Consider the following 23,568-nt stretch of genomic DNA (forward strand, 5'->3'; position numbering starts at 1 on the left):
TCAGGGCCATGCAGTGCGAAGAGTTGTGAACGCTCACAGATTTATTTTCACTTGGCCCTATCACTTTTCGTTTTTCGTTCGGCACCTAGGCAATTGCGAAATATTTCCATTCAGGAGCCGCCCTATGTCCCGCACGCTAGACACCTTGTTGCGCCCCAGCCTGTTAGCCATGGCGATTGCCCTCAGCGCCCCGCTGGCCAGCACCTCGCTGATTGCCGCCGAGCAGGCGTCCAGCGTGCGCACCTACAACCTGCCGGCGGCACCACTGGCCACCACCCTGAACCAGATCGCCAGCCAGGGCGGCCTGGCACTGACCCTCAGCCCGGCATTGGCGTCAGGCAAGACCTCGGCGCCGGTCCAGGGCCAGTTCGATGCGCCGGCTGCGCTGCGTGAAGCGTTGAGGGGGACTGGGTTGCAGTTGGAGCAGAGCAGTGCCGGGACGTACTCGTTGGTGCCGGTGCCGGAGGGGGTACTCGCATTGCCTACCACCAACATCACGGGCCAGGACAGCTATGAAAGCGCCTGGGGGCCGGTCGACGGCTACCTGGCCAAGCGCACTGCCGCCGGCACCAAGACGGACACTGCACTGGTCGAGGCACCCCGTTCGATTTCCGTCGCCACCCGCGAGCAGATGCAGGACCGCAACGTCCAGAACCTGGATGACGCGGTCAAGTACATGCCCGGCATCGTCTCCGCCAGCTATGGCAGCGACACCCGCTACGACTGGATGCGTGTGCGCGGCTTCGAACCGACCCAGTTCCTCGACGGTCTGCCACTGCCGCGTGGCGTGTACGCCAACCCGAAAGCCGAAACCTGGAACCTTGACCGCCTCGCCCTGCTGCGTGGCCCGGCCTCGTCGGTGTACGGCCAGACCCCGCCGGGCGGTCTGCTGGATATGGTCAGCCGCCGCCCCAGCGCTGAATCGAGCAATGCCGTGCAGGTGCAATACGGCAGCGACAACTATCGCCAGATCAACTTCGCCAGCACCGGCAAGATCGATGATGAAGGCCAGTTCCTCTATGGCCTCAGCGGCGTGGTGCGCGATGCCGGCACCCAGGTCGACCACATCGACAACAAGCGCTACAACATTGCGCCAAGCCTGACATGGAATATCGATAACGATACCAAGCTGACCTTCCTGTCGCAGTTCACCCGCGACGATACGGGCGCGACCAGTCAGTTCCTGCCAATCGTGGGCACCAAGATCAAATCGCCGCTGGGCGATGTGTCCCACCACAAGAACCTGGGCGATCCGGACTACGAGTTCTACGACCGTACCTATTACGCGCTGGGTTATGCCTTCGAGCATCGCTTCAACGATACCTGGCAGTTCAGGCAGAACCTGCGTTACACCAAGTCGGAGTTGTCGTTCCAGCAACTGACTGTCGGTGCCTATGCCTATTATCCGGTTGACGCGGCAGGCAATATCGACCGCACCTCAACAAACGTTGACGAAAACATCGGCCAATTCGCGGTCGACAACAACTTCCAGGCCGACTTCTCGACCGGTGATGTCACCCATACCCTGCTATTGGGTCTGGACCACCAGCGCACAGACACTTCTTACCTGTCTATCTACGGCAGCGCCGGGCGTGTGAACATTTTCAACCCCGTCAACACGACACCAGTCGTGCGCCCCGCACGCGCCGACGCCTACTACGACTACAACCAGAAAACTGTACAAACCGGCCTCTATGTTCAAGACCAAATGGCTTTGGACAACTGGCGCCTGACCCTCGGCGGACGGGAAGACTGGGTGCATCAAGGCACTACCTACTTCAATAAAAAAGACGTGACCAACACTGACCGAAGCAAAAACTTCAGTGGCAACGCAGCGTTGAGCTATGTGTTCGACTCAGGCTTTGTGCCGTACTTGTCCTACGCTGAATCTTTCCAGCCAGCGAGCAACGCCAGCGTGGACCCGCTCAAGTCGTACAAACCAACCGAAGGCAAGCAATGGGAGCTGGGGATCAAATACCAGCCACCTGGCTCCAACACTTTACTGAGTGCGGCGGTATACGACCTGACTCAGAAAAACGTACTCGTTACCAGCACCGGCGCAGGCGGCCAATCTGTCACCGACCAAACCGGCGAAGTGAAAGTTAAAGGCCTGGAATTGGAAGCGGTGTCCGACGTCACCGAGAATCTCAAGGTGATCGCCGCTTACACCCTGGCCAAATCCGAAGTGCAGAAAGGCGAATTCAAGGGCAACCGCCTGCAACTGATGCCCAACCAGCAAGCTTCCCTGTGGACCGACTACACCTGGCACACAGGAGTACTGGACGGTTTCGGCATCGGCTTCGGTGCCCGCTACACCGGCAACACCTACGGCGACCAGGGCAACACCTGGCTCGGCAAAGCCAACGCATACACCGTATTCGACGGTGCGGTGCATTACGACTTGGGCCGACTCGACAACACCCTCAAAGGCGCCTCGATCAAACTCAACGCCACCAACCTGTTCAACAAGGACTACATTTCCACCTGTGACGGTTCCTACTGCTACTTCGGCGACCAACGCAGCGTCGTCGCCAGCGCCACCTATCAGTGGTAATCGGCTGAGTTAACCACCAGGCCGCCCCCGTGGGCGGCTTTGGTGTGTCTGAAGGTTGAACAAATGAAAAGCAAAACCATCCGCCGCTGGTCCTTCATCCACACATGGACCAGCCTGATCTGCACGGTATTCCTGCTGCTGCTCGCCCTTACCGGCTTGCCGTTGGTGTTTCACCATGAGATCGACCATCTGCTGGGCAACGAGCCGGAATTGGCGTACATGCCTGCCGACACGCCGCAGCTCAACCTGGAGCAACTGGTCAGCGCCGCACAGGCTCATCGCCCTGGCGACGCCATGCAATACCTGGCCTGGGACGAAGACGACAAAAACGGCGTGATCGCGATCATGGCCGCCACCGCTGGCACCGAACCCAACTCGTCGCACACCTTCATGCTCGATGCGCGCACCGGTGAAGCCGTGGAGATGCCATCGGCCAACGGCGGGTTCACGATGGTTCTGCTGCGCCTGCACGTGGACATGTTTGCCGGTCTGCCGGGCAAGTTGTTGCTGGCATTCATGGGCATTCTGTTTGTGGTCGCGATTATCTCGGGCACCGTGCTGTACCTGCCATTCATGCGTCGCTTGAAGTTCGCCACCGTACGCCAGGACAAATCCACCCGCCTGCGCTGGCTCGACCTGCATAACCTGATCGGCGTGGTCACTCTGACCTGGGCACTGGTCGTCGGCGTGACCGGTGTGATCAGCGCCTGCGCCGACCTGATCATCGCCGCCTGGCGCCAGGACAGCCTCAGCGCGATGATCGAACCGTACAAACATGCTCCACCCCTGAGCCAGCGCGCTCCGGCCACCGAACTCCTGAGTATCGCCGCCAAAGCCGCACCTGGCATGCAGCCGGACTTTATCGCCTTCCCCGGCACGCGCTTTTCCAGTGAGCACCATTACGCGGTCTTCATGAAGGGCAGCACCCACCTGACCTCGCACTTGCTCACACCCGTGCTGATTGACGCCAGCACCCTCGCCGTCACCGCCATCGCTGAACGACCGTGGTACATGGACGCCATGGGCATGTCCCAGCCGCTGCACTTTGGTGACTACGGCGGCATGCCGATGAAGATCCTGTGGGCGACGCTGGATGTGCTGACCATCATCGTGCTCGGCAGCGGGGTTTATTTGTGGATCGTGCGGCGCAAGGCGGGCAAGGCATGAAGCCTAGGCAATCGAATTTCTGGAAGGTATTTGGTATTCCGCTGGGGATCGGCCTGTTCACGGCGGCAGGGTTGTTCGCGGCGTTGCTGGGAGACGGGTTGTGGGATTCGCTGAGTTGGCTGGGGCTTGGGATCCCGGCAGCCATTGCGCTGTGGGGAGTACTGCGCCGATGAGCGGTGAGCGTTGTAAATCGTGCCCAGCAATAATTAGACATTAATAATAAATTACACAAACAGTCCAAGCAGGCTTAATCTCGCCCCAAGGTCACACATCCTGTGCCGCCGACCTGCGGGGCAACACCCATGACTCTCCCCATCTATAGCCTTACCGAGTTGCGCACGGTGCTGAAGCGCGACGACATGCTGCGCGTGGTACGCGACGCCTGCATTCAGCATGCCCAAGACAACATCATCAGCGCCAAGTCCGGCGAATTGATGTTCCAGGAGCCTCCGGGGGACTGCCATATCCGGCTTGGCTATTTTCGGGGAGGGCAAACCTTCGTGGTCAAACTGGCCATGGGGTTCTATGAGAACCCCTCCAAGGGGCTGGAAACCAATAACGGGCTAATGCTGGTCTTCAGCTCACAAACCGGCAAGATCGTTGCCCTTCTCAACGACCAAGGCTGGTTGACCAGTTGGCGCACCGCCGCGGCCGGGGCTTTGGCGGCGAAGGCCGGGGCACCGTCACACATCACCGCACTGGGTATTCTCGGCACCGGCCATCAGGCCGAACACCAGGCGCAGTGGGCTGCACACCTGCTGGGGACCGATCGAGTACTCATCTGGGGACGAGACCCGACCAGAGCCACCCGACTGGCAGAGAAACTGGAGCATCACGGTTTGACGGTTTACGTGGCGGCAACGGTGGAGAAGGTGTTCGAGCACTGCAATGTCGTCATTACCTGCACGCCGTCCACTCAGCCGATCGTGCCAGTGTCTGCGGTAAAACCCGGAACCCACATCGTCGCCCTGGGCTCGGACAGCCTGGGCAAACAGGAACTTGACCCGCAAATCCTCTCCTTGGCTCGGGTCATCATGACCGACGACCACCGCCAATGCGCCGAACGCGGTGAACTGGCCCATGCCCTTCGCGCCGGGTTGATCGCCAACACCGCCGACATCTCGCTGGGGCAAGTGCTGGCCGGCAACCTCCCGGGGCGCCTCGGTGCTGACGACATCACCGTCGCCGACCTGACCGGCCTTGCCGCACAGGACATTGCCATCGCCACCCTGGCGGTCGGGTTGGTCCAGGCCATGAAGCCTGGCGATGCGAGCACCGCTACCTGCAACCAGTCCGAATCAACGCCTGAACAAACAATAACAATAGGGTAGGTATTCACATGAAAAAGCTGACGAGTACGATCACCACAGCCACGCTCTGGCTGCTCTGCACTGTCGCGGGCGCGGCACACGCAGAAACACTGCGCATTGCCAGTGAAGGGGCTTATCCGCCGTTCAATTACGTGGATTCAAACAACAGGCTGCACGGCTTCGATATCGACATTGCCAACGCCCTGTGTGAGCGAATGAAGGTCAACTGCACCTTTGTCACCCAGGACTGGGAGGGCATGATTCCCGCCCTGCTGGCGAAAAAATACGATGCGATCGTTGCCTCGATGAATGTCACCGAAGAGCGCAAAAAGAAGATCGCCTTCACCAACCGCTACTACCGCACACCGCTGTCGGTCGCCGTGGCCAATGACTCAGGCATCAGCGACGCCCAGACCAACTTCAAAGGCCTGACAGTGGGTGCCCAGTCTTATTCGACACAAGCCATCTACGCCGAAGAACATTACGCCGCGGCCGGCGCCACGGTGAAGCTCTACCCCTCCCAGGACGAGGCCGCCAGTGACTTGGCAGCCGGGCGCCTGGACGGCGTCATCGCCGACAAATATCCCTTGCTCGCCTGGGTCGCAGGCGCAGGCAAGGACTGCTGCACATTTCTCGGGGACATCGACGGTACCAATACCGACGCGGCCATCGCGGTGCGCCAGGGCGACGTCGAGTTGCGTGAGCGGCTAAACAAGGCGCTGGACGAAATCGTCGCCGATGGCACCTATAAGAACATCTCCAGACGCTACTTCGCCTTCGATATCTATTGACCTGCGGGGCCCGGGCGCTGGCTTCGGGCTCACGTGCAGGCCAAATTTCGCGAGAGGGTTCTGGCATGCTCGAACAACTGTCACTGTTATCTTTCGCCAACGGCGGCTGGGGCTCGGCGCTTCTGGCCGGAGCCTTGGTCACCATCACCTTGGCACTCGCCTGCATCCCGCTCGGTTTACCATTGGGCCTGTTAGTAGCCCTGGCGGCGAGGTCCAAGCGACGCTGGCTACGGACGGGGGCGACGGTATTTTCCACAGTGTTCCGTGGGCTGCCCGAACTACTGACCTTGTTGATCATTTATTACGGCTGCCAGATTGCCGCACAACGCATGCTCGCAGCCATGGGCTACCAAGGCGAAGTCACGATCAACACCTTCGTCGCGGCCATGATTGCCTTCAGCCTAGTGTTTGCCGCGTTTTCCAGCGAGGTCTGGTTGAGTGCCTTCAAGTCCCTGTCCAAGGGGCAATTCGAGGCCGCGACAATGCTGGGCTTGCCCAAGGGTACGACCCTTCGCAAGGTGGTCCTGCCACAACTGACGCGCATTGCCTTGCCCGGCCTGTCGAATAACTGGCTGTCGCTGCTCAAGGACACGTCCCTGGTTTCAACCATCTCCCTGGTCGACCTTATGCGTCAGACCAGCCTGGCGGTCAGCGTGACCAAAGAACCGATGCTGTTCTACGCCGTGGCCTGTTTCGGCTATCTGTTTTTCTCGGCGTTGTCCGGCCGCGTGTTCAATTTTCTCGAACGATATTTCAGCCGCCACCAACTGAGTGCCAAGCCATGAATATCGAGAGCCTGTTGAGTGCGCTGCTCAACCTGGAACTGTTCGAACGTTACGCCCCGCGTTTTATCGACGGCTTGCTGGTCACCGCAAAACTGGTGGCCATCTCCTTTAGCCTCGGCGCACTCCTGGGCCTGCTGCTTGCCCTGGGACGATTGTCGAGCAACCGTTGGCTGCGCGGCATCACTGGCACCTATATGTACTTCTTTCGCGGCTCCCCGCTGCTCGCACAACTGTTCATGCTGTATTACGGCCTGGGGTCATTCAAAAGCTTCTGGCAAGACGTAGGCCTCTGGTGGTTCTTCCGGGACGCCTGGCTCTGCACGCTGCTGGCCTTCACCCTCAATACCGCAGCCTATCAAGCCGAGATCATGCGCGGCGCCCTGACAGCCGTCGCACCAGGCCAACGCGAAGCGGCGCAAATGCTTGGCCTTTCGCGTTGGGCCACCTTGCAAAAGGTCATCCTGCCGCAGTCGTTACTGGTGGCCGTCGGGCCGCTGGGCAACGAGCTGATCCTGATGATCAAGGCCAGTTCCATTGCCTCGCTGGTGACCCTCTACGACCTGATGGGCGTGGCCAAACTGGCGTTCTCACGCAGCTTCGACTTCCAGATCTACCTTTGGGCGGCGGTGTTGTACCTGGCGATCGTCGAGGTCGTCAGACGCACGCTTAGACGCCTTGAACGGTCACTGAGCAAGCACATCGGGTAGTCAGGCTTCAACATTCCCAACACTGCGGTCCAGAGGGTAAGCCAATGAATTCGAGCATCACCGCTCCAGACAGTCTCTGCCTTCCAGCCCTGCCAACGCGAGAGTCCGTGGTGCAAATCAGTGGATTGAACAAATGGTATGGCAACTTCCAGGTACTTCACGCCATTGACCTCACCGTCAGCCAAGGTGAACGCATCGTCCTGTGCGGGCCATCCGGCTCAGGAAAATCGACCTTGATTCGCTGCATCAGCCGCCTTGAAGTCGCAGATAGCGGGGTTATCCGCGCCTTGGATGCCGACCTCGGAAAACCATCGCCAGCCCGACATAAAGCGCTGCGCGAGATTGGCATGGTGTTTCAGAACTTCAACCTGTTCCCCCACATGACGGTCCTGCAAAACTGCACACTGGCCCCGATGTCGGTTCGCGGTTTCTCACGCAAGCGTGCTGAAGCGCACGCACGGCACTTTCTGGACAAGGTCGGTATCGAAAACCAGGCGAACAAGTACCCCAGTCAACTTTCAGGCGGGCAGCAGCAGCGCGTGGCCATCGCCCGGGCGTTGTGCATGGAGCCGAAAATCATGCTGTTCGACGAACCCACCTCGGCACTCGATCCGGAAATGGTCAAGGAAGTGCTGGACGTCATCGTCACATTGGCCGACACCGGCATGACAATGCTGTGCGTTACCCACGAAATGGGCTTCGCGCGCCAGGTTGCCGAGCGAGTGTTGTTCCTCGATGCGGGACGTATTGTCGAAGACCTGCCCCCGGAGCAATTCTTTACCGCCCCCAAGAGCGACAGGGCTCAAGCTTTCCTGGCGCAGATCCACCACTGAGGGCCGCGCCAACGCACCTGTCAAAGGTGTGGCCGACTCCGTACAATCGTTGCCTCCACCTACCTGTGCTTGGATCGCCATGGCCAGTATCGCCTTCATGAACGCAGCGGCAGACGGCATCGCTGCTCTGCTTTTCCCCGACCTGGAAGCGGTGGTTCACGATGTCCGCAGCGGCTTGATCGTGCACATCGCCAATGGTTTCTCCAAGCGCAAGGTCGGTGACGCATCGCTGATTTGTGACCTTCCGGACCTGGCCCCAGGGCTGGATGTCCTCGGGCCGTATGAGAAAGCCGGCCCCAACAACCGTACGCTACGTTCGATTTCTATCGTTGCCCGCTCGGAGAGCGGCGAAATCGTTGCACTCCTGTGCCTGAACTTCGATGTCACGGCGTTATCGCAGGTGCAAAAGCTACTGAGTGGTTTCGCTGTGGGCCTGCAGCCCCAGGCGCGCCCCGCCCCCTTGTTTAGCGCTGACTGGCGGGAAACACTCAACGACATCGTCGAAAAGATCTCCGTCGAACACTGCGTGCGGCGAGGTGATTTCGGGCGCACCGAAATCATGCTTGTCCTCATACAAGCGCGAGCCAATGGGCTGCTGGACATCCGCAACTTCGTCGATTATTTCGGCGAGTACTTCGAGATCTCCCGAGCGACGGTTTACAACTACTTGAAAGCCATCCCGCAAGAAAACAACTGAACACAGGCCCTACAGCCCTTTCCGAGGAATGCCCATGTCCGCTCCCAGCATGACCTTGTTTCACAACCCCGCTTCACCGTTCGTTCGTAAGGTTCGCGTGCTGCTGGCTGAAACCGGCCAGCAGGGCCGCGTAGCCCTGCATGGCTGCATGCCGACCCCGGTCAACCCGGATGCGCAGGTGGTGCAAGGCAACCCCGTGGGCAAGATCCCGGCCCTGCGCCTGGCCGATGGCACGGTGTTGCACGACAGCCGGGTGATCCTCGATTACTTCGACCACCAGCACGTCGGCAACCCGCTGATCCCTCGCGACGGCTCAGCCCGCTGGCGCCGCCTGACCCTGGCTTCGATGGCCGACGGCATCATGGATGCCGCCGTATTGGTGCGCTACGAAACCGCCCTGCGCCCAGTCGAAAAACAGTGGGACCAGTGGCTCGACGAACAGCGCAAAAAGATCCGCCGCAGCCTGGCTGAATTAGAGACTGACGCGATTGCCGAGCTGACCAGCCACTTCGACATCGCCGCCATCAGCGTGGCCTGCGCCTTGGGTTACCTCGACTTCCGTCATCCGGATCTGCAATGGCGCGTGGATAATCCGCAGCTTGCCGCCTGGTACGCCGACGTCAGCCAGCGCCCTTCGATGCTGGAAACACAACCACCGGCTTGACTGGCTGTAACACGGTCCCCTATGGAGAGCGGGAACAGTTGGTTAATCCTTGCCACCAACCGCGCCTTGATCTGCTGATCCTCACGCAACCCGATCATTGCACCGCCTCCAGGTCAAATGCCAAAGGCTCGGCCGCCTTGCGCTTGCCCACGCCATACCAGTCCAACTTACGTGTCAGCACCATCACCGTGCCCAACAGTCCAAACAGCAGCAACGAGCCCATCAGCAACGCGTAATCCTCGGCACTCAACAGCCCGTACAACAAGCCATACAATGCTGCCAACCCCGCCGAGAAGCCCAGGCCGTGGATGATGCTGCGCAGCACATGGCACACATAGAAGCCAATCAACAACACACAGGCACTGGCAGAGATGAGGTAAGCCAGGGCGAAGCCTATGTGCTCGGACAACGACAGCAACAACAGGTAGAAAAACGCCAGCGCAAACCCCACCAACGCGTATTGGATCGGGTGCACCGCCAGACTCTTGAGCACCTCGAACAGGAAGAAGCCGGCAAAGGTCAGGGCAATGAACAGCAGTGCGTACTTGATCGCACGGTCGCTCTTGAGGTACTGGTCCACCGGGTCGATGAAGTTCACCCCGAAGCTGCGGTTGTTGAAATCATCACAGCCCTGTTTGTCCAGGCAGGTTTGCAGGGCTTGTTCGAGGTTGGTGGAGAAGAACGACGTCTGCCAGTTGGCGGTAAAACCCGTGTCGGTTATCTCGCGTTGTGCCGGCAGAAAGTTACCAATGAAGCTGGGGTGTGGCCAGTTGGAAGCCAGCGATACCTGGCTGGTCTTGCCCACCGGCACCACTTGCAGTTGCTCGGTGCCTTGCAGACGCAGGTCGAAAGCGAAGTCCACGACGTTGGGCTTTTTGCTGTCCTGCTCCGGCAATGTCACGTGCACGCCTTCACCCAGCCAGTCCACCTGGGAGCCCGGTTCGAACTCCAGTTGTTGGCTGCCCAGCTCCAGTTTCAGCGCGTTTTCGATACCGCGAATATCGCTGATGCCCACCGCCAGAAACGCCGGCTCAAAACGGTAATCGGCAAAGTTCTCAGCAATGCCCAATTGCGCAGGTAACTCGAAACGCCCGCTGATGCGGTTGTCGGCGTGGAACAACCGCGCCTGGTAAATGCCCCGTGCGCGCAGTTCGGTCTGCACCTTACCGTCGAGCTCAAATCGATCCGGCAGGAAATACAGACGACCGCGCTCTTCACGGGTGACTTCGTAACGTTTGTTGAGCTTTTCATTGAGCTTCCACTCGCGGACGGTCTTGCGATACGGCACCACCATCACCGGGCCGGTGAGGCGCTGGCTGTAGCTGGAACTGCGAGCAATGTCGTCCAGGACGTTATCGCGAGTGAACTGGCGATCGGCAATGATGCCGTTGATCATCAGCAACGGAATGAGCAATAACAGCATCAGCAGCGCAATCGCGCCAAGTTTGAAAAGCAGGCTGCGGTTCATGGGTCTCTCCCTGTTTTGATGGGAAGAGTCTGGGCAGCCTGTGTGGGGGATTTATGTGGGCAATGTGGAGACTGTGTGGAGATGCAGCACCACCAGCACGCCGCCGTCGACATTGCCGATCTGCAACGCGCCGCCGTGCAACTTCACAACCTCCTCGACAAAGTTGAGGCCCAGGCCGGTGCTTTTGCGCCCACTGGCCGGACGTGGCAGCGAGTAAAAGCGCTCACTCAGGCGTGGCAGGGCGTAGTCGGGAATCGGTGCGGCCTGGTTGAACAGGCATACTTGCACATCGTTGTGTCGCGTCTGCGCGCTGAACCTCAACAGGCCGCCAGGCGGCGTGAAGTCCAGGGCGTTCTCCAGCAGGTTGCCCAGGGCCTGACGCAACAGGAAGGGTTCACCGTACACCTTCACCTGCGCCGCAATCGACTGCTCGACCTGCAACCCGGCGCCTTCGATCCGCGCGCATTGGGCCTTGAGTACCTCATCGACCATGGCCGCCAACGAGATACTCGCCTGCTCTTCCAGGCCCTGGCGCTGTTCGACCTGCGCCAGGTTCAGCAGGCGTTCGATCAACTGCTGCAGGCGCGCACTTTCGCTGTCGATATTGCCGACGAAGCGCTGCTGTTGCTCGCGGCTCATATCACCCTGCAACAGCTCCGCCGCGCCGCGAATCGCGGCCAATGGGCTTTTCAGTTCGTGGGTCAGGGTGTGTACGTAATGTTCGACGTAGGCCTTGCCTTCCAACTGCGTGCGCATGTGCTCCACGGCGGTGGACAGTTGCTTGAGTTCACCCCCGCGGTAATGGGGCAACTCGGCACGCCGCCCCTCGCTGACGGCCTCGGCGTAGGCGGTCAGCCGGCGCAGCGCAACGCTCAGCCACCACGACAGCAGCGCACCCAGCAGCAGGCCCAGAATCACCAAGCCCGCGCCGTACCACAGCAGGCGGCGCTCGGTGCGGTCGACGTACGGTTGCAATGAACTGTTCGGCTTGGCCACGGTGACCACGCCGATGATCTGGCCGTTGTCACGGATCGGCGCGCCCACGTGCATCACCGACGAAGTCGGGTCATCCAGCTCGCTGCGGGTGGAACGCGCACCGTATTCACCGCGCAGGGTCAGGTACACGTCATTCCATTTGGAATAGTCTTGCCCCACCGCCTCGCCCGTGGAGTCGAGCAGCACGGTGCCCTTGGCATCAGTCACGTAGATGCGGTGGTTGACCTGATTCTTCGGCAACCCCCAAATGGTCGCCCCCGGCTGACGGTTGCCGTAGGCCTTGAGCAGTTCCGGCCAGTGGCTTTGGCCGAGGGTGCCGTTCTTCACGTCATTACGCACGATCTCGGCCAGCAGGTTGGCGGTGTCTACCAGGGTTTCTTCGGTGGATTGACGCACACCGGGACGGATTTCCTTCATGACCGTGCTGAGCACAAAGTAGCCGGTCAGGCCGATGAACAGCGCATACACCAGGAAGATCCGCAGCCCCAGGCGCATCAGCTGTTGCCCGGGCTGTAGCTGTAGCCGAGGCCGCGATGGGTCTGGATCGGCTCGGCATCGGCGGCCACGCTGCGCAACTTGCTGCGCAGGCTTTTGATGTGGCTATCGATATTGCGCTCGTAGCCGGCATCCGCCGCCACACCGACGGCATCCAGCAATTGCTCGCGACTGAACACACGCTCGGGTTGTTCCAGCAGGCTTTGCAGCAGGCGGAACTCATGGCGCGTCAGGCTCAAGGGCTGGCCGCGATATGCAATTTGCATGCGCTCCAGATCAACCTGAAACACTGCCGGCGCAGCACCTGGGCCAATGCGTTTAAGGATCGCCCGGACCCGCGCCGTCACTTCCCGTGGGCTGAAGGGCTTGACCACATAATCGTCGGCGCCGATCTCCAGCCCCACCACGCGGTCGATCTCGCCATCCCGCGCACTGAGGAACATCACCGGCACTTCACTGAACCTGCGCAATTGCTTGCAGGTTTCAAAACCCGTGATATCGGGCAGGCCGATGTCGAGGATGATCAGGTCGGCGGGCGTCTGGCGCTGATGCTCAAGCGCCGCCTGACCGAGGGTCAGCCAGGTGGTGGTGAAGCCCTCCCCTTGCAGGGCGAAGATCAGCGTGTCGGCTATCGCCGCTTCGTCTTCGACAATCAGGATATGCGGCATGGTGGTCCGTCAGCAGTCCGGTTTGTCGGCAGTGTAACGACGCGCCGGGTTCACCGCTGCACCGAATTCACGCAAGGCCTTGGCGCCGATCAGCAGCGGGTAGTTAAAGCTGCTGCGGTCGGTGAGGTTGACCTCGACGGTGCGCTTGACGTTACCCAGGCACATTTCCAGGTCGATCACCGGGCGTTTGGCCACGGAGGCTTCATCCTTGTCGTCGTCTTCGTCGGCGCGGCTTTTGATCTTGCTGATGCGCGACACCTTGTGTTCGTAGACTTTGTTGGAAGCATCCTTGCCGCCAAGGCGGAAGCGCACCCAGTCGTCGCCGTCACGGGTAAAGGTCTCGATGTCACGGGCCGACAGCGAAGCCGTCAGCGCACCGGTGTCCATCTTGGCCTTGAAGGTTTCACCGATCTCCGGCAACTGGATGTATTCGTAGCGACCGTAGAGGGTCGGTTCGGCGGCCATGACAGGCAGGGCAGCCAGGGCGAGAGAGGCAAGGAGCAGTTTCACGAAGTGATTTCCTCGGAAAGAAGTAGGCGGATTCTAGACCGCAAAAGCCGTCTTTAGTTAGCGTTCAACCCTAGCAGGCACATTGTGAAACATTCGTCCGACGCTTTGTGATTTGGCCTCTAGACTCAGCTTGCTTATCATGGCCCGCCCACCAGATCCCAAGAGTTGCTTATGCGCCGCCTGCTCACCGGCTGTTTTGTTTCACTGCTGCTATTGCTCAATACGCTGATTCTGATCGGCCCGTTGATGGTGTTCGCGCTGCTCAAGCTGGCGGCGCCGGGCCGCTTGCGTGACTACATGTCGTGGGCGGTGATGTGGATCGCCGAGACCTGGGCCGAGATCGACAAGCTGATCTTCTCGCTGTGCATCCCGACCCGGTGGGACATTCGCGGCGGTGAAGACCTGCGCAGCGATACGTCCTACCTGGTGATCAGCAATCACCAATCCTGGGTGGATATCCCGGCGCTGATCCAGGCCCTCAACCGCCGCACACCGTTCTTCAAATTCTTCCTGAAAAAAGAGCTGATCTGGGTGCCCTTCCTCGGCCTGGCCTGGTGGGCACTGGATTACCCCTTCATGAAGCGCTACACCAAGGCCTTCTTGGCCAAGCACCCGGAACTTGCGGGGCAGGACTTGAAGATCACCAAGGAAGCCTGCGAGCTGTTCAAGCGCCAGCCGGTGACGGTGGTCAATTACCTGGAAGGCACGCGGTTCAACGAGACCAAGCGCAAGCAGCAGGATTCACCCTTTACCCGCTTGCTCAAGCCCAAAGCGGGCGGCGTGGCGTTCGTGCTGGCAGCGATGGGTGAACAGCTGGATGCCGTGCTCGACGTGACCGTGGTCTATCCGCAGCAGCAGATTCCAGGGTTCTGGGATTTGATCAGTGGCGCGGTGCCAGAGGTGATCATTGATATCCGCACCCGTGAGCTGGATCCGGCGTTGTGGCAAGGGGATTACGAGAATGATCCGGCGTTTCGCCAGACCGTCCAGAGCTGGGTGAACCAGCTCTGGACGGAGAAGGACGCACGCATCGAGCAACTGCGCGCAGAGCGTTCTTAACTGCCGGTGCCCCAGGCCTGGGCCAGCTTGCCCAGCACCGAGCTGCTGGCGCCCTGGCCGCCCAGGTATTGCAGGATCACCGGGGCAAATTGGCCAATCATGCCACTGTCCATGCCCAAAGCGCTGAAGGCAGTGTTCAGGTCGTTGGTGTTCTTCACGTTGCCCAAAAGGCCGTCCAGGCCGCTGGTCTTGCTGCCACCGGTCTGGCCGAGCATCCCGCTCAAGGCCCCGAGGCTGCCCAATGCGTTGTTGCCCGACAATTGGTCGAGGCCCGGCACGCTATTGCCCAGTTGCGAATAATCGTTACCGCTCAGCTTGTTCTTGGCCAGGCCCAGCATCGCGCCCGTGCCGCCGACGGCTTGTTCAGGGGTGATGTTCAGTTGTGAGGTCAGTGCGCTCAACAAGCCAGCCGTCTCGGACGACGGTGCGGCAGCTGCGGCCTTGTTGTTGCCACCCTGCATGCCGGAAATGGCATTGGCCGCGTCACCAAGGCTGAAGCCTGCGGCAAACACCGGGTCGGCTGCCAGGGTCATCAGGCAGGAAAGGGCGAAACCGCGTGAAATCTTCATCGAAACAACCTCTGGGTATAGGGGTGAAAGCAGGCGTTTGACTGGGCATCCGGCACATTGTTCCAGGTCGGTCGAGGAACCCAATCGGCATACCAGAGTCCATGAAATGACTTCAAGACTTGCCAGGAACAGCCTTATGAGTGCCAGCCGCCCCCCAGTAATTGAACAAAAAAACCCATTCTGGAGCCGCCCGCGCGTGTTCATCGGCGTGTGCGTGGCCATCGTCGCCGGGCTCGGCGGCGCGCTTTATACCCAGGACAGCGTCAAATCCGCCGCGACCCTGGTGACCACCACCCAGCAGCCGGCGGCGCAGATCATGGCGCACAAGGATTACCTCGAAGTCGACCCCATTGCCACGGCGGCACCTGAACCCGACCGCAGCCTGGAACTGTGGGCCATGCCAGAAGGCAGCGCGCCGGTTTCCCTGGGGCTGTTACCGGAGGATGGCAAGGGCATCATTGGATTGAACCCGCGCCAGCAGGCCAGCATTCGCAAGCCGGTGGAATTGATGGTGAGTTCGGAAACTAAGGGTGGGTCGTTGAGCAAGCAGCCCACCGGCCCGACGGTGTACCAAGGCGCACTGGCCTACCGCTGATACTTCAAATACCACAAAACCCTGCGGGAGAGAGCTTGCCCCCCTCCCGCAGGTGGATCTTCGATAGCCTGGGGTTTATGCCGCGCTGAACAACTTATGCGGATCGATCACAAATTTCTTCGGCACACCCGCATCAAACTCGCCATACCCACGTGGCGCGTCATCCAGGCTGATCACCTGCACGCCGACGATCTCGGCAATGTTGATACGGTCCCACATGATCGCCTGCATCAGCTGGCGGTTGTACTTCATCACTGGCGTCTGCCCAGTGTGGAAGCTGTGGGATTTGGCCCAGCCCAGGCCGAAACGAATGCTCAGGCTGCCCATTTTCGCGGCGGCATCGACAGCACCTGGATCTTCGGTGACGTACAAGCCAGGGATACCGATCTTGCCGGCCACGCGCACCACGCCCATCAATGAATTGAGCACGGTGGCCGGTGCTTCGGCCTTGACGCCGTCGTGGCCGTGGCCGCGGGCTTCAAAACCTACGCAGTCGACGGCGCAGTCCACTTCCGGCTCGCCGAGCAACGCGGCGATCTGTTCGTGCAGCGGGGTATCGGTGGACAAGTCGACCACTTCAAAGCCCTGCCCCTTGGCGTGCGCCAGGCGGATAGAGTTGACGTCGCCGATGATCACCACCGCTGCGCCCAACAGGCGGGCTGAAGCCGCAGCGGCCAAGCCCACAGGGCCGGCACCGGCAATGTAAACGGTGCTGCCTGGGCCCACGCCCGCTGTGACGGCGCCGTGGTAGCCCGTCGGGAGAATGTCGGACAGGCACGTCAGGTCGCGGATTTTCTCCATGGCCTTGTCGCGGTCCGGCAGTTTCAGCAGGTTGAAGTCGGCATAGGGCACCAGCACGTATTCGGCCTGGCCGCCGGTCCAGTCGCCCATGTCGACATAGCCGTAGGCGCCGCCGGCACGGGCCGGGTTGACGGTCAGGCACACGCCGGTGTGTTGTTCTTTGCAGGAGCGGCAGCGGCCGCAGGCTACGTTGAATGGTACGGAAACCAGGTCGCCGATTTTCAGGTTCTCGACGTCGCTGCCCTTCTCGATCACTTCACCGGTAATTTCATGACCGAGCACCAGGCCGGTCTGGGCAGTGGTGCGGCCGCGCACCATGTGTTGGTCGGAGCCGCAGATGTTGGTGGAAACCACGCGCAGGATGACGCCGTGCTCAATCTTCCTGCCACGGGGGTCCTGCATTTTGGGATAGTCGATTTTCTGTACTTCGACCTTGCCGCTGCCGAGATACACGACACCACGATTACCAGACATGCTTTCACCTCGCTGTTGTTTTTATGGAACTGCGTTGCCTCTTTGGTTGGGCAGCGCGTTTAAGTGCTCGGGTACAGATGCTGTTTTTGCGTTGTTAGTAAGGACCTCATCGCGGGCAAGCCCGCTCCCACATTTGATCGGGTTCCAACCTTGAAATGCGGTCGAATGTGGGAGCTGGCGTGCCTGCGATAGCGATCTAAAGAACGACCGTGCGATTGGCGTTGAGAAACACCCTTCGCTCAATGTGATACCCCACCGCCCGGGCCAGTGTCAGCCCTTCAATATCCCGTCCCTTGGCAATCAAATCCTCGGGATAGTGGCTGTGATCCACCACTTCCACGCCCTGGGCAATGATCGGGCCTTCGTCCAGGTCGTTGTTGATGTAATGCGCCGTGGCGCCGACCAATTTCACACCCTTGTTGTACGCCTGGTGATACGGCTTGGCGCCCTTGAACCCCGGCAGCAACGAGTGATGAATGTTGATGGCCTTGCCATCCAGCTTGCGGCACAGCTCCGGCGACAACACTTGCATGTAGCGCGCAAGGATCACCAGTTCCGCGCCGGTGTCTTCCACCACCTGCCACACTTGACGCTCCTGGGACGGTTTGTCGTTGGGGTCGAGGGGGAAATGGTAGTAGGGAATCTGGTGCCAGTCGGCCAAAGGTTTGAGATCGGGGTGGTTGGACACCACCGCCACCACGTCCATCGACAGTTGGCCGATGCGCTGGCGGTACAGCAGGTCGTTCAGGCAGTGATCGGCCTTGGAGACCATGATCACCACTTTTGGCCGGTAGTTCGGCGCCGTCAGCTCGAAGATCATGCCGAAGGCTTCACCCCGGGTGGCCAGGCCATCACGAAAGGCCTGCTCGTCAAAACCGTCGGGCTGGCGGAACTCCACGCGGATGAAGAACCGGCCCGACAGCCGGTCATCGAACGAGTGGTGCTCAGTAACGTAGCAACCCTGCTCGAACAGGTAGCGGGTGACCGCGTCCACCGTGCCGAGCACGCTGGGGCAGTCGGCGGTCAAAATCCATGTATCGGGTGCGCGGCTCATGGGGTATTCCTCAGGCTTGGACGCTCAGGCCAAATTCGGCAGATGCATCCTGCAACCACAACCACCAGTAATCCGAGAAGCTGCGACGGATCAGCAGTTCCCAGGTGTCTTCAGCCGTGTGGCGGATCACCAGTTGCGACTTGGCGAACACCGTGCCCACCGCCTTGCCCACCGGGAAGTTGTTGGGGTGCACGTCGTAGCTGGTGGACTTCATCAGCACGTCACGCACGTTCGGGCCGCTGAGTTCAAGAATCTGCTGGCCGCCGCTGACGTTGACGATCTGGATATGCAAATCACCCAGGGCGGCACGCAGGTTTTGCTCGGCGGCAAATTCTTCACCGCTTGGCACGATCAGCAGCCACTCATCCGGGCCGAGCCATTGCAGGCTGGTTTCGCCTTTGACGATGACTTGCAGGGCCCCTGGAAGCTCAATGCCGAGCGCTTTGTGCACGCCGGCGGCGAAGGCTGCATCGTGGCCATCACCGCGAAGGGTCAGGTGGCCCAGAAGCTTTTTCTCGCGCACGGTCACACCGGCGTTCTTGCGACCTTTGCCGACCAGGCTGGCGAGGTCGGCATGGTGCAGCGACGACTCGGCCTTGGCGCCGGTGGTGGGGCGTTGTTGGTATACGTTGGCTGCTGTCATAAAGCACCTGTTCTGAATGCTGTGGTGATTGTTCTGGCCTCATCGGGGGCAAGCCCCCTCCCACATTTGCAACGCATTGCGCTGTGGGAGCTGGCTTGCCTGCGATGCAGGCGACTCGGTGCATCAGATGTTCTGGCGATCGCCTTTCGGGTCGAAGAACACCGAAGACACAATCTCCGCCTCAATCACGCTGCCATCCGCTTGCGGTGAGAACACCCGCTCGCCAATGCGCTTCAAGCCGCCCTTCACCACTGCCATCGCGAACGAATAGCCGAGGGAGTTGTGGGCATAACTTGAGGTGACGTGACCCACCATCTTCATCGGAATCGACTGCTTCGGATCAAACACCAGCTGCGCGCCTTCTGGCAGCCACACGGTCGGGTCGATCGGTTTCAGGCCCACCAGTTGCTTACGCTCTTCACGCACGCAGTCTTCACGGTTCATGCCGCGCCAGCCGATCCACGAGAACGGCTTGGTACGACCGACGCACCAGCCCATGTTCAGGTCGTCCGGAGTCATCGAGCCGTCGGTGTCCTGGCCGACGATGATGAAGCCCTTCTCGGCCCGCAGTACGTGCATGGTTTCGGTGCCGTACGGGGTCAGGTTGTACTTTTTGCCGGCCTCGACGATTTTTTCCAGTACGCCCATGGCGTAGTCAGCCTGCACGTTGACTTCGTACGACAGCTCACCGGTAAACGAGATCCGGAATACGCGAGCCGGTACGCCGCCGACCAAACCTTCTTTCCAGGTCATGAACGGGAAGCCGTCCTTGTCCAGGTCGATATCCGTCACTTCCGCCAGCAGCTTGCGGCTGTTGGGGCCGGACAGGGTCATGGTCGCCCAGTGGTCGGTGACCGAAGTGAAGTACACCTTGAGGTCTGGCCATTCGGTCTGCTGGTAGATTTCCAGCCACTGCAGCACACGGGCGGCGCCGCCGGTGGTCGTGGTCATCAGGAAGTGGTTGTCGGCGAGGCAGGCAGTGACGCCGTCGTCGAAGACCATGCCGTCTTCCTTGCACATCAGGCCGTAGCGCGCCTTGCCCACGTCGAGCTTGGTCCAGGCGTTGGTGTAGATGCGGTTGAGGAACTCACGCGCATCCGGGCCTTGAATGTCGATCTTGCCGAGGGTCGACGCGTCCAGCAGGCCGACGCTGTCGCGCACAGCCAGGCATTCACGCTTCACCGCGGCGTGCAGGTCTTCACCGTTGCGTGGGAAGTACCAAGGGCGTTTCCACTGGCCGACATCTTCAAACTCGGCGCCGTTCTTCACGTGCCAGGCGTGCAGCGCGGTGTAGCGCACCGGCTCGAAGATGTGCCCACAGTGCCGGCCCGCCACTGCGCCAAACGTAACCGGCGTGTAGTTCGGGCGGAACATGGTGGTGCCCATCTGCGGGATGGTCACGTTCAGCGAGCGCGCGGCAATGGCCAGGCCGTTGACGTTGCCCAGCTTGCCCTGGTCGGTGCCGAAGCCCAGCGCGGTGTAGCGTTTGACGTGCTCGACCGACTCGAACCCTTCTCGGGTCGCCAGTTCGATGGCGGCAGCGGTCACGTCGTTTTGCAGGTCGACAAATTGCTTCGGTGCCCGTGCCGTCGGCTTGTCATGCGGCACTTGGTACACCGCAAGCGTCGGTTCTTCCAGCCGGCTCAAGGCCTTTGGCAGAGTGCCTTCCACCGGGGCAAAACCGGCTTCGCTGGCCGCGCGCACGCCGCCTTCAAAACCATCCGCCAGCGAATCGCCAAGGCCATAAACGCCGTTGATACCGCCGACACACACGCGTTTCTGCGGTGCTTCGCCCGGCACGAAACCGAGGATGTCTTCACGCCAGGTCGGCTTGCCGCCCAGGTGCGAAGCCAGGTGGACTACCGGGCTGTAGCCGCCGGAGCTGGCGACCAGGTCACAGTCCAGCCATTCGCCGGGGCTGGTGACTTTATGCGCTTTCACATCGATCGCGGCCACGCGGGCGGCGGTGACGTGCTTGCTGCCACGGGCTTCGATCACGGCGCTGCCGGTGAGGATACGAATGCCTTTGGCGCGGGCTTCTTCAACCAGTGCGCCACGTGGGTTGTGGCGCACATCGGCGACGGCAACCACTTGCAGGCCTGCATCGAGCCAGTCGAGCGCTACGCGGTAGGCGTGATCGTTGTTGGTGGACAACACCAGTTTCTTGCCCGGTGCCACGCCGTAGCGGCGCACGTAAGTGGACACCGCGCCAGCCAGCATGTTGCCCGGCACGTCGTTGTTGCCGTAGACGAGTGGACGCTCGCACGCACCGGTCGCCAACACCACGCGCTTGGCGCGCACACGGTGGATACGCTGACGCACCACGCCAATCGGCGCACGGTCACCAAGGTGATCGGTGAGGCGCTCGTGAATAGTCAGGAAGTTATGGTCGTGGTAGCCGTTGACGGTGGCGCGAGGCAGCAGCACCACGTCCGGCAGGGCCTTCAGTTCGGCAATGACGCTGGCAACCCATTCAGCCGCCGGCTTGCCGTCGAGGCTTTCACGCGAGTCCAGCAGCGAACCGCCGAACTCTTCCTGCTCATCGGCGAGGATCACACGGGCACCGCTGCGCGCAGCGGCAAGTGCAGCCGCCAAACCGGCAGGGCCTGCGCCCACCACCAGCACGTCGCAATGACGGTTGAAGTTGTCGTAGGTGTCCGGATCGTTCTCGGTCGGCGAACGGCCCAGGCCAGCGGCCTTGCGGATGTACTTCTCGTAGGTCATCCAGAACGATTGCGGGTACATGAAGGTTTTGTAGTAGAAGCCCGGCGGCATCAGCTTGCCGCCAACCTTGCCGAGAATGCCCATCACGTCATTGTTGACGTTCGGCCAGCCATTGGTGCTGGTGGCGACCAAGCCCTGGTACAGCGCCTGTTGCGTAGCGCGCACGTTAGGGATTTGCGTGGCTTCGGTGGCGCCGATCTGCAGCACCGCGTTCGGCTCTTCAGCGCCTGCCGCGAAGATGCCGCGAGGACGCGAGTACTTGAAGCTGCGGCCGATGATGTCGACGCCGTTGGCCAGCAAGGCTGCGGCCAGTGTGTCGCCCTCAAAGCCTTTGTAGCTCTGGCCGTTGAAGGTAAACGTCAGGACTTTATTACGGTCGATCCGGCCACCGTTGGACAGGCGATTGGTCTGGCTCATACCTTCTCTCCAGAGGCCTTGGCGGTGAATTGTGGCTTCTCACCGATCTTGTAGGTTTCAAGAATTTCGTAGGTCAGGGTGTCGCGGGTCGCGTTGAAGTACTGACGGCAACCCGCCGCGTGGATCCACAGTTCGTGGTGCAGGCCACGGGGGTTGTCGCGGAAGAACATGTAGTCGCCCCACTCTTCATCGGTGCAGGCGTTCGGGTCCAGCGGGCGCGGGATGTGCGCTTGGCCGGACGCGTGGAATTCCTCTTCGGAGCGCAGTTCGCCACAGTGAGGACAGAAGATATGCAACATAGGGAATTTCTCCTGTTAGTGGGCGACGGCCGCAGCGCCGTGTTCGTCGATCAACGCACCGTTGTGGAAACGGTCGATGGAAAAAGGCGCGGCCAGCGGGTGCATTTCACCCTTGGCGAGGCTGGCGGCAAACACGTTGCCTGAGCCCGGTGTGGCCTTGAAGCCACCGGTGCCCCAACCGCAGTTGAAGAACATGTTCGGCACCGGCGTCTTGGAGATGATCGGGCAAGCGTCGGGCGTGGTGTCGACGATCCCGCCCCACTGACGGTTCATGCGCACGCGCGACAGCACGGGGAACATCTCGACGATGGCCTGGATGGTGTGCTCGATCACCGGGTACGAACCACGCTGGCCGTAGCCGTTGTAGCCGTCGATACCGGCGCCGATCACCAGGTCGCCTTTGTCGGACTGGCTGATGTAGCCGTGCACGGCGTTGGACATGATCACGCTGTCGATAATCGGCTTGATCGGCTCCGACACCAGGGCTTGCAGCGGGTGGGATTCAATCGGCAGGCGGAACCCGGCGAGCGAAGCCATGTGCCCGGAGTTACCGGCAGTGACCACACCGACGCGCTTGGCGCCGATAAAGCCCTTGTTGGTTTCCACACCGATGCACACGCCGTTTTCCTTGCGGAAACCGATCACTTCGGTCTGCTGGATCAGGTCCACGCCGAGTGCGTCGGCGGCACGCGCAAAGCCCCAGGCCACGGCATCGTGACGGGCCACGCCGCCACGACGTTGCACAGTGGCGCCGAGGACCGGGTAGCGGGTGTTCTTGGAGCAGTCGAGGTACGGAATCTCGTCGGCCACTTGCTTGGCGTTGAGCAGTTCGCCGTCCACACCGTTGAGGCGGTTGGCGCTGACGCGGCGCTCGGAATCACGAATGTCCTGCAGGGTGTGGCACAGGTTGTAGACGCCGCGCTGGGAGAACATCACGTTGTAGTTCAGGTCCTGAGACAGGCCTTCCCACAGTTTCATCGCGTGTTCGTACAGGTGGGCCGACTCGTCCCACAGGTAGTTGGAACGCACGATGGTGGTGTTGCGCGCGGTGTTACCGCCGCCCAGCCAGCCTTTCTCGACCACGGCCACGTTGGTGATGCCGTGCTCCTTGGCCAGGTAGTAGGCGGTCGCCAGACCATGCCCGCCGCCGCCGACGATGACCACGTCGTAGACCTTCTTAGGGGTCGGCGTGCGCCACATCTTCTGCCAGTTTTCGTGGTGGCTGAGTGAGTGCTTGAAGAGGCCGAAGCCCGAGTAGCGTTGCATAGTCATTACTCCAAAACCGCGC

At 60.8% G+C, this 23,568-nt stretch carries 23 protein-coding genes; 12 read left to right on the forward strand and 11 right to left on the reverse strand.

Going from position 1 to position 23,568, the window contains the following annotated elements:
- The first annotated feature begins 124 nt into the window (after window positions 1-124).
- The 10 genes from BMZ57_RS10515 to BMZ57_RS10555 all read left to right on the forward strand — a co-directional run bounded on the left by BMZ57_RS10515 (window position 125) and on the right by BMZ57_RS10555 (window position 9,508).
- Window positions 125-2,554 (forward strand): TonB-dependent siderophore receptor, encoded by a 2,430-nt coding sequence (locus BMZ57_RS10515; RefSeq protein WP_010207051.1) that lies wholly within the window; start codon window positions 125-127, stop codon window positions 2,552-2,554.
- 63 nt (window positions 2,555-2,617) lie between these two features.
- Window positions 2,618-3,721 carry a PepSY-associated TM helix domain-containing protein gene (locus BMZ57_RS10520; RefSeq protein ID WP_042571455.1) on the forward strand — a complete coding sequence of 368 codons (1,104 nt, stop codon included), beginning with the start codon at window positions 2,618-2,620 and terminating at the stop codon, window positions 3,719-3,721.
- Entirely contained in the window at window positions 3,718-3,894 is a 177-nt protein-coding gene (locus BMZ57_RS29495) for a hypothetical protein (protein WP_010207054.1), read from the forward strand. Before BMZ57_RS10520 ends, BMZ57_RS29495 begins: the two co-directional genes overlap by 4 nt.
- 129 nt (window positions 3,895-4,023) lie before the next feature.
- Window positions 4,024-5,052 carry a Rossmann-fold NAD(P)-binding domain-containing protein gene (locus tag BMZ57_RS10525; RefSeq protein WP_069672921.1) on the forward strand — a complete coding sequence of 343 codons (1,029 nt, stop codon included), beginning with the start codon at window positions 4,024-4,026 and terminating at the stop codon, window positions 5,050-5,052.
- 8 nt (window positions 5,053-5,060) lie between these two features.
- Entirely contained in the window at window positions 5,061-5,822 is a 762-nt protein-coding gene (locus tag BMZ57_RS10530) for a transporter substrate-binding domain-containing protein (RefSeq protein WP_042571453.1), read from the forward strand.
- Window positions 5,823-5,887: 65 nt separating this feature from the next.
- Window positions 5,888-6,607 carry an ABC transporter permease gene (locus BMZ57_RS10535; protein WP_010207057.1) on the forward strand — a complete coding sequence of 240 codons (720 nt, stop codon included), beginning with the start codon at window positions 5,888-5,890 and terminating at the stop codon, window positions 6,605-6,607.
- The gene (locus BMZ57_RS10540; RefSeq protein WP_010207058.1) at window positions 6,604-7,314 is read left to right on the forward strand and encodes an ABC transporter permease; all 711 of its coding nucleotides are present in this window, start codon (window positions 6,604-6,606) and stop codon (window positions 7,312-7,314) included. The genes BMZ57_RS10535 and BMZ57_RS10540 overlap by 4 nt, the downstream gene beginning before the upstream one ends.
- Before the next feature lie 107 nt (window positions 7,315-7,421).
- The gene (locus BMZ57_RS10545; protein WP_010207059.1) at window positions 7,422-8,147 is read left to right on the forward strand and encodes an amino acid ABC transporter ATP-binding protein; all 726 of its coding nucleotides are present in this window, start codon (window positions 7,422-7,424) and stop codon (window positions 8,145-8,147) included.
- Between the two features lie 79 nt (window positions 8,148-8,226).
- The gene (locus BMZ57_RS10550) at window positions 8,227-8,844 is read left to right on the forward strand and encodes a helix-turn-helix transcriptional regulator (RefSeq protein ID WP_010207061.1); all 618 of its coding nucleotides are present in this window, start codon (window positions 8,227-8,229) and stop codon (window positions 8,842-8,844) included.
- Window positions 8,845-8,878: 34 nt separating this feature from the next.
- Window positions 8,879-9,508, forward strand: coding sequence for a glutathione S-transferase N-terminal domain-containing protein (locus tag BMZ57_RS10555; protein WP_010207062.1), 630 nt, complete (start codon window positions 8,879-8,881; stop codon window positions 9,506-9,508).
- 94 nt (window positions 9,509-9,602) lie between these two features.
- Here the strand turns inward: BMZ57_RS10555 and creD are convergent, their stop codons facing one another.
- The 4 genes from creD to rloA2 are packed head-to-tail and all read right to left on the reverse strand — an operon-like array spanning window position 9,603 to window position 13,645.
- On the reverse strand, window positions 9,603-10,976 hold the full coding sequence (gene creD, locus BMZ57_RS10560) for a cell envelope integrity protein CreD (RefSeq protein ID WP_010207064.1): 1,374 nt from the start codon (window positions 10,974-10,976) through the stop codon (window positions 9,603-9,605).
- A 51-nt stretch (window positions 10,977-11,027) separates the two neighbouring features.
- Window positions 11,028-12,467 carry a two-component system sensor histidine kinase CreC gene (gene creC / locus BMZ57_RS10565; protein WP_010207066.1) on the reverse strand — a complete coding sequence of 480 codons (1,440 nt, stop codon included), beginning with the start codon at window positions 12,465-12,467 and terminating at the stop codon, window positions 11,028-11,030.
- A complete protein-coding gene (creB, locus tag BMZ57_RS10570; protein WP_010207068.1) occupies window positions 12,467-13,135 on the reverse strand; it encodes a two-component system response regulator CreB in 669 nt (222 codons plus the stop codon). Before creB ends, creC begins: the two co-directional genes overlap by 1 nt.
- A 9-nt stretch (window positions 13,136-13,144) precedes the next feature.
- Window positions 13,145-13,645, reverse strand: a complete 501-nt coding sequence (rloA2, locus tag BMZ57_RS10575) for a retropepsin-like aspartic peptidase RloA2 (protein WP_010207070.1) — start codon at window positions 13,643-13,645, stop codon at window positions 13,145-13,147.
- A gap of 171 nt (window positions 13,646-13,816) precedes the next feature.
- Between rloA2 and yihG the strand changes: the two genes are divergently transcribed.
- Window positions 13,817-14,704 (forward strand): 1-acylglycerol-3-phosphate O-acyltransferase, YihG family, encoded by an 888-nt coding sequence (gene yihG, locus BMZ57_RS10580; RefSeq protein ID WP_010207071.1) that lies wholly within the window; start codon window positions 13,817-13,819, stop codon window positions 14,702-14,704.
- On the opposite strand, the gene BMZ57_RS10585 is transcribed toward yihG, so the two are convergent.
- Window positions 14,701-15,273, reverse strand: a complete 573-nt coding sequence (locus BMZ57_RS10585) for a DUF2780 domain-containing protein (RefSeq protein ID WP_069672922.1) — start codon at window positions 15,271-15,273, stop codon at window positions 14,701-14,703. The two genes, yihG and BMZ57_RS10585, sit on opposite strands and share 4 nt — an antisense overlap.
- Before the next feature lie 136 nt (window positions 15,274-15,409).
- On the opposite strand from BMZ57_RS10585, the gene BMZ57_RS10590 reads away from it, so the two are divergent.
- Window positions 15,410-15,868 (forward strand): anti-sigma factor domain-containing protein, encoded by a 459-nt coding sequence (locus tag BMZ57_RS10590; protein WP_069672923.1) that lies wholly within the window; start codon window positions 15,410-15,412, stop codon window positions 15,866-15,868.
- 75 nt (window positions 15,869-15,943) lie between these two features.
- Here BMZ57_RS10590 and fdhA read toward each other — a convergent pair whose 3' ends face one another.
- The 6 genes from fdhA to BMZ57_RS10620 all read right to left on the reverse strand — a co-directional run bounded on the left by fdhA (window position 15,944) and on the right by BMZ57_RS10620 (window position 23,546).
- On the reverse strand, window positions 15,944-17,143 hold the full coding sequence (gene fdhA, locus BMZ57_RS10595) for a formaldehyde dehydrogenase, glutathione-independent (RefSeq protein ID WP_010207077.1): 1,200 nt from the start codon (window positions 17,141-17,143) through the stop codon (window positions 15,944-15,946).
- Between the two features lie 196 nt (window positions 17,144-17,339).
- Window positions 17,340-18,197, reverse strand: coding sequence for a formyltetrahydrofolate deformylase (purU, locus tag BMZ57_RS10600; protein ID WP_005792124.1), 858 nt, complete (start codon window positions 18,195-18,197; stop codon window positions 17,340-17,342).
- Window positions 18,198-18,207: 10 nt separating this feature from the next.
- The gene (locus BMZ57_RS10605) at window positions 18,208-18,840 is read right to left on the reverse strand and encodes a sarcosine oxidase subunit gamma (protein ID WP_010207081.1); all 633 of its coding nucleotides are present in this window, start codon (window positions 18,838-18,840) and stop codon (window positions 18,208-18,210) included.
- A gap of 123 nt (window positions 18,841-18,963) precedes the next feature.
- Window positions 18,964-21,981, reverse strand: a complete 3,018-nt coding sequence (locus tag BMZ57_RS10610) for a sarcosine oxidase subunit alpha (protein WP_047542566.1) — start codon at window positions 21,979-21,981, stop codon at window positions 18,964-18,966.
- A complete protein-coding gene (locus BMZ57_RS10615; protein ID WP_010207083.1) occupies window positions 21,978-22,280 on the reverse strand; it encodes a sarcosine oxidase subunit delta in 303 nt (100 codons plus the stop codon). The genes BMZ57_RS10610 and BMZ57_RS10615 overlap by 4 nt, the downstream gene beginning before the upstream one ends.
- A gap of 15 nt (window positions 22,281-22,295) precedes the next feature.
- Window positions 22,296-23,546 (reverse strand): sarcosine oxidase subunit beta, encoded by a 1,251-nt coding sequence (locus BMZ57_RS10620; protein ID WP_010207084.1) that lies wholly within the window; start codon window positions 23,544-23,546, stop codon window positions 22,296-22,298.
- Window positions 23,547-23,568: the final 22 nt, after the last annotated feature.

Origin of the sequence: Pseudomonas simiae (assembly GCF_900111895.1) — a bacterium.
Classification (GTDB): Bacteria; Pseudomonadota; Gammaproteobacteria; order Pseudomonadales; family Pseudomonadaceae; genus Aquipseudomonas; species Aquipseudomonas simiae.

What these genes read in the sequence shown, in the direction of transcription:
- purU (WP_005792124.1), bottom strand. Translation starts at nt 18,197, where the DNA reads ATGAGCCGCGCACCCGATACATGGATTTTGACCGCCGACTGCCCCAGC.
- BMZ57_RS29495 (WP_010207054.1), top strand. Translation starts at nt 3,718, where the DNA reads ATGAAGCCTAGGCAATCGAATTTCTGGAAGGTATTTGGTATTCCGCTG.
- BMZ57_RS10615 (WP_010207083.1), bottom strand. Translation starts at nt 22,280, where the DNA reads ATGTTGCATATCTTCTGTCCTCACTGTGGCGAACTGCGCTCCGAAGAG.
- fdhA (WP_010207077.1), bottom strand. Translation starts at nt 17,143, where the DNA reads ATGTCTGGTAATCGTGGTGTCGTGTATCTCGGCAGCGGCAAGGTCGAA.
- BMZ57_RS10520 (WP_042571455.1), top strand. Translation starts at nt 2,618, where the DNA reads ATGAAAAGCAAAACCATCCGCCGCTGGTCCTTCATCCACACATGGACC.
- creC (WP_010207066.1), bottom strand. Translation starts at nt 12,467, where the DNA reads ATGCGCCTGGGGCTGCGGATCTTCCTGGTGTATGCGCTGTTCATCGGC.
- BMZ57_RS10605 (WP_010207081.1), bottom strand. Translation starts at nt 18,840, where the DNA reads ATGACAGCAGCCAACGTATACCAACAACGCCCCACCACCGGCGCCAAG.
- BMZ57_RS10515 (WP_010207051.1), top strand. Translation starts at nt 125, where the DNA reads ATGTCCCGCACGCTAGACACCTTGTTGCGCCCCAGCCTGTTAGCCATG.
- creD (WP_010207064.1), bottom strand. Translation starts at nt 10,976, where the DNA reads ATGAACCGCAGCCTGCTTTTCAAACTTGGCGCGATTGCGCTGCTGATG.
- BMZ57_RS10525 (WP_069672921.1), top strand. Translation starts at nt 4,024, where the DNA reads ATGACTCTCCCCATCTATAGCCTTACCGAGTTGCGCACGGTGCTGAAG.
- BMZ57_RS10620 (WP_010207084.1), bottom strand. Translation starts at nt 23,546, where the DNA reads ATGCAACGCTACTCGGGCTTCGGCCTCTTCAAGCACTCACTCAGCCAC.
- BMZ57_RS10540 (WP_010207058.1), top strand. Translation starts at nt 6,604, where the DNA reads ATGAATATCGAGAGCCTGTTGAGTGCGCTGCTCAACCTGGAACTGTTC.
- creB (WP_010207068.1), bottom strand. Translation starts at nt 13,135, where the DNA reads ATGCCGCATATCCTGATTGTCGAAGACGAAGCGGCGATAGCCGACACG.
- yihG (WP_010207071.1), top strand. Translation starts at nt 13,817, where the DNA reads ATGCGCCGCCTGCTCACCGGCTGTTTTGTTTCACTGCTGCTATTGCTC.
- BMZ57_RS10555 (WP_010207062.1), top strand. Translation starts at nt 8,879, where the DNA reads ATGTCCGCTCCCAGCATGACCTTGTTTCACAACCCCGCTTCACCGTTC.
- BMZ57_RS10610 (WP_047542566.1), bottom strand. Translation starts at nt 21,981, where the DNA reads ATGAGCCAGACCAATCGCCTGTCCAACGGTGGCCGGATCGACCGTAAT.
- BMZ57_RS10590 (WP_069672923.1), top strand. Translation starts at nt 15,410, where the DNA reads ATGAGTGCCAGCCGCCCCCCAGTAATTGAACAAAAAAACCCATTCTGG.
- BMZ57_RS10585 (WP_069672922.1), bottom strand. Translation starts at nt 15,273, where the DNA reads ATGAAGATTTCACGCGGTTTCGCCCTTTCCTGCCTGATGACCCTGGCA.
- BMZ57_RS10535 (WP_010207057.1), top strand. Translation starts at nt 5,888, where the DNA reads ATGCTCGAACAACTGTCACTGTTATCTTTCGCCAACGGCGGCTGGGGC.
- BMZ57_RS10550 (WP_010207061.1), top strand. Translation starts at nt 8,227, where the DNA reads ATGGCCAGTATCGCCTTCATGAACGCAGCGGCAGACGGCATCGCTGCT.
- BMZ57_RS10530 (WP_042571453.1), top strand. Translation starts at nt 5,061, where the DNA reads ATGAAAAAGCTGACGAGTACGATCACCACAGCCACGCTCTGGCTGCTC.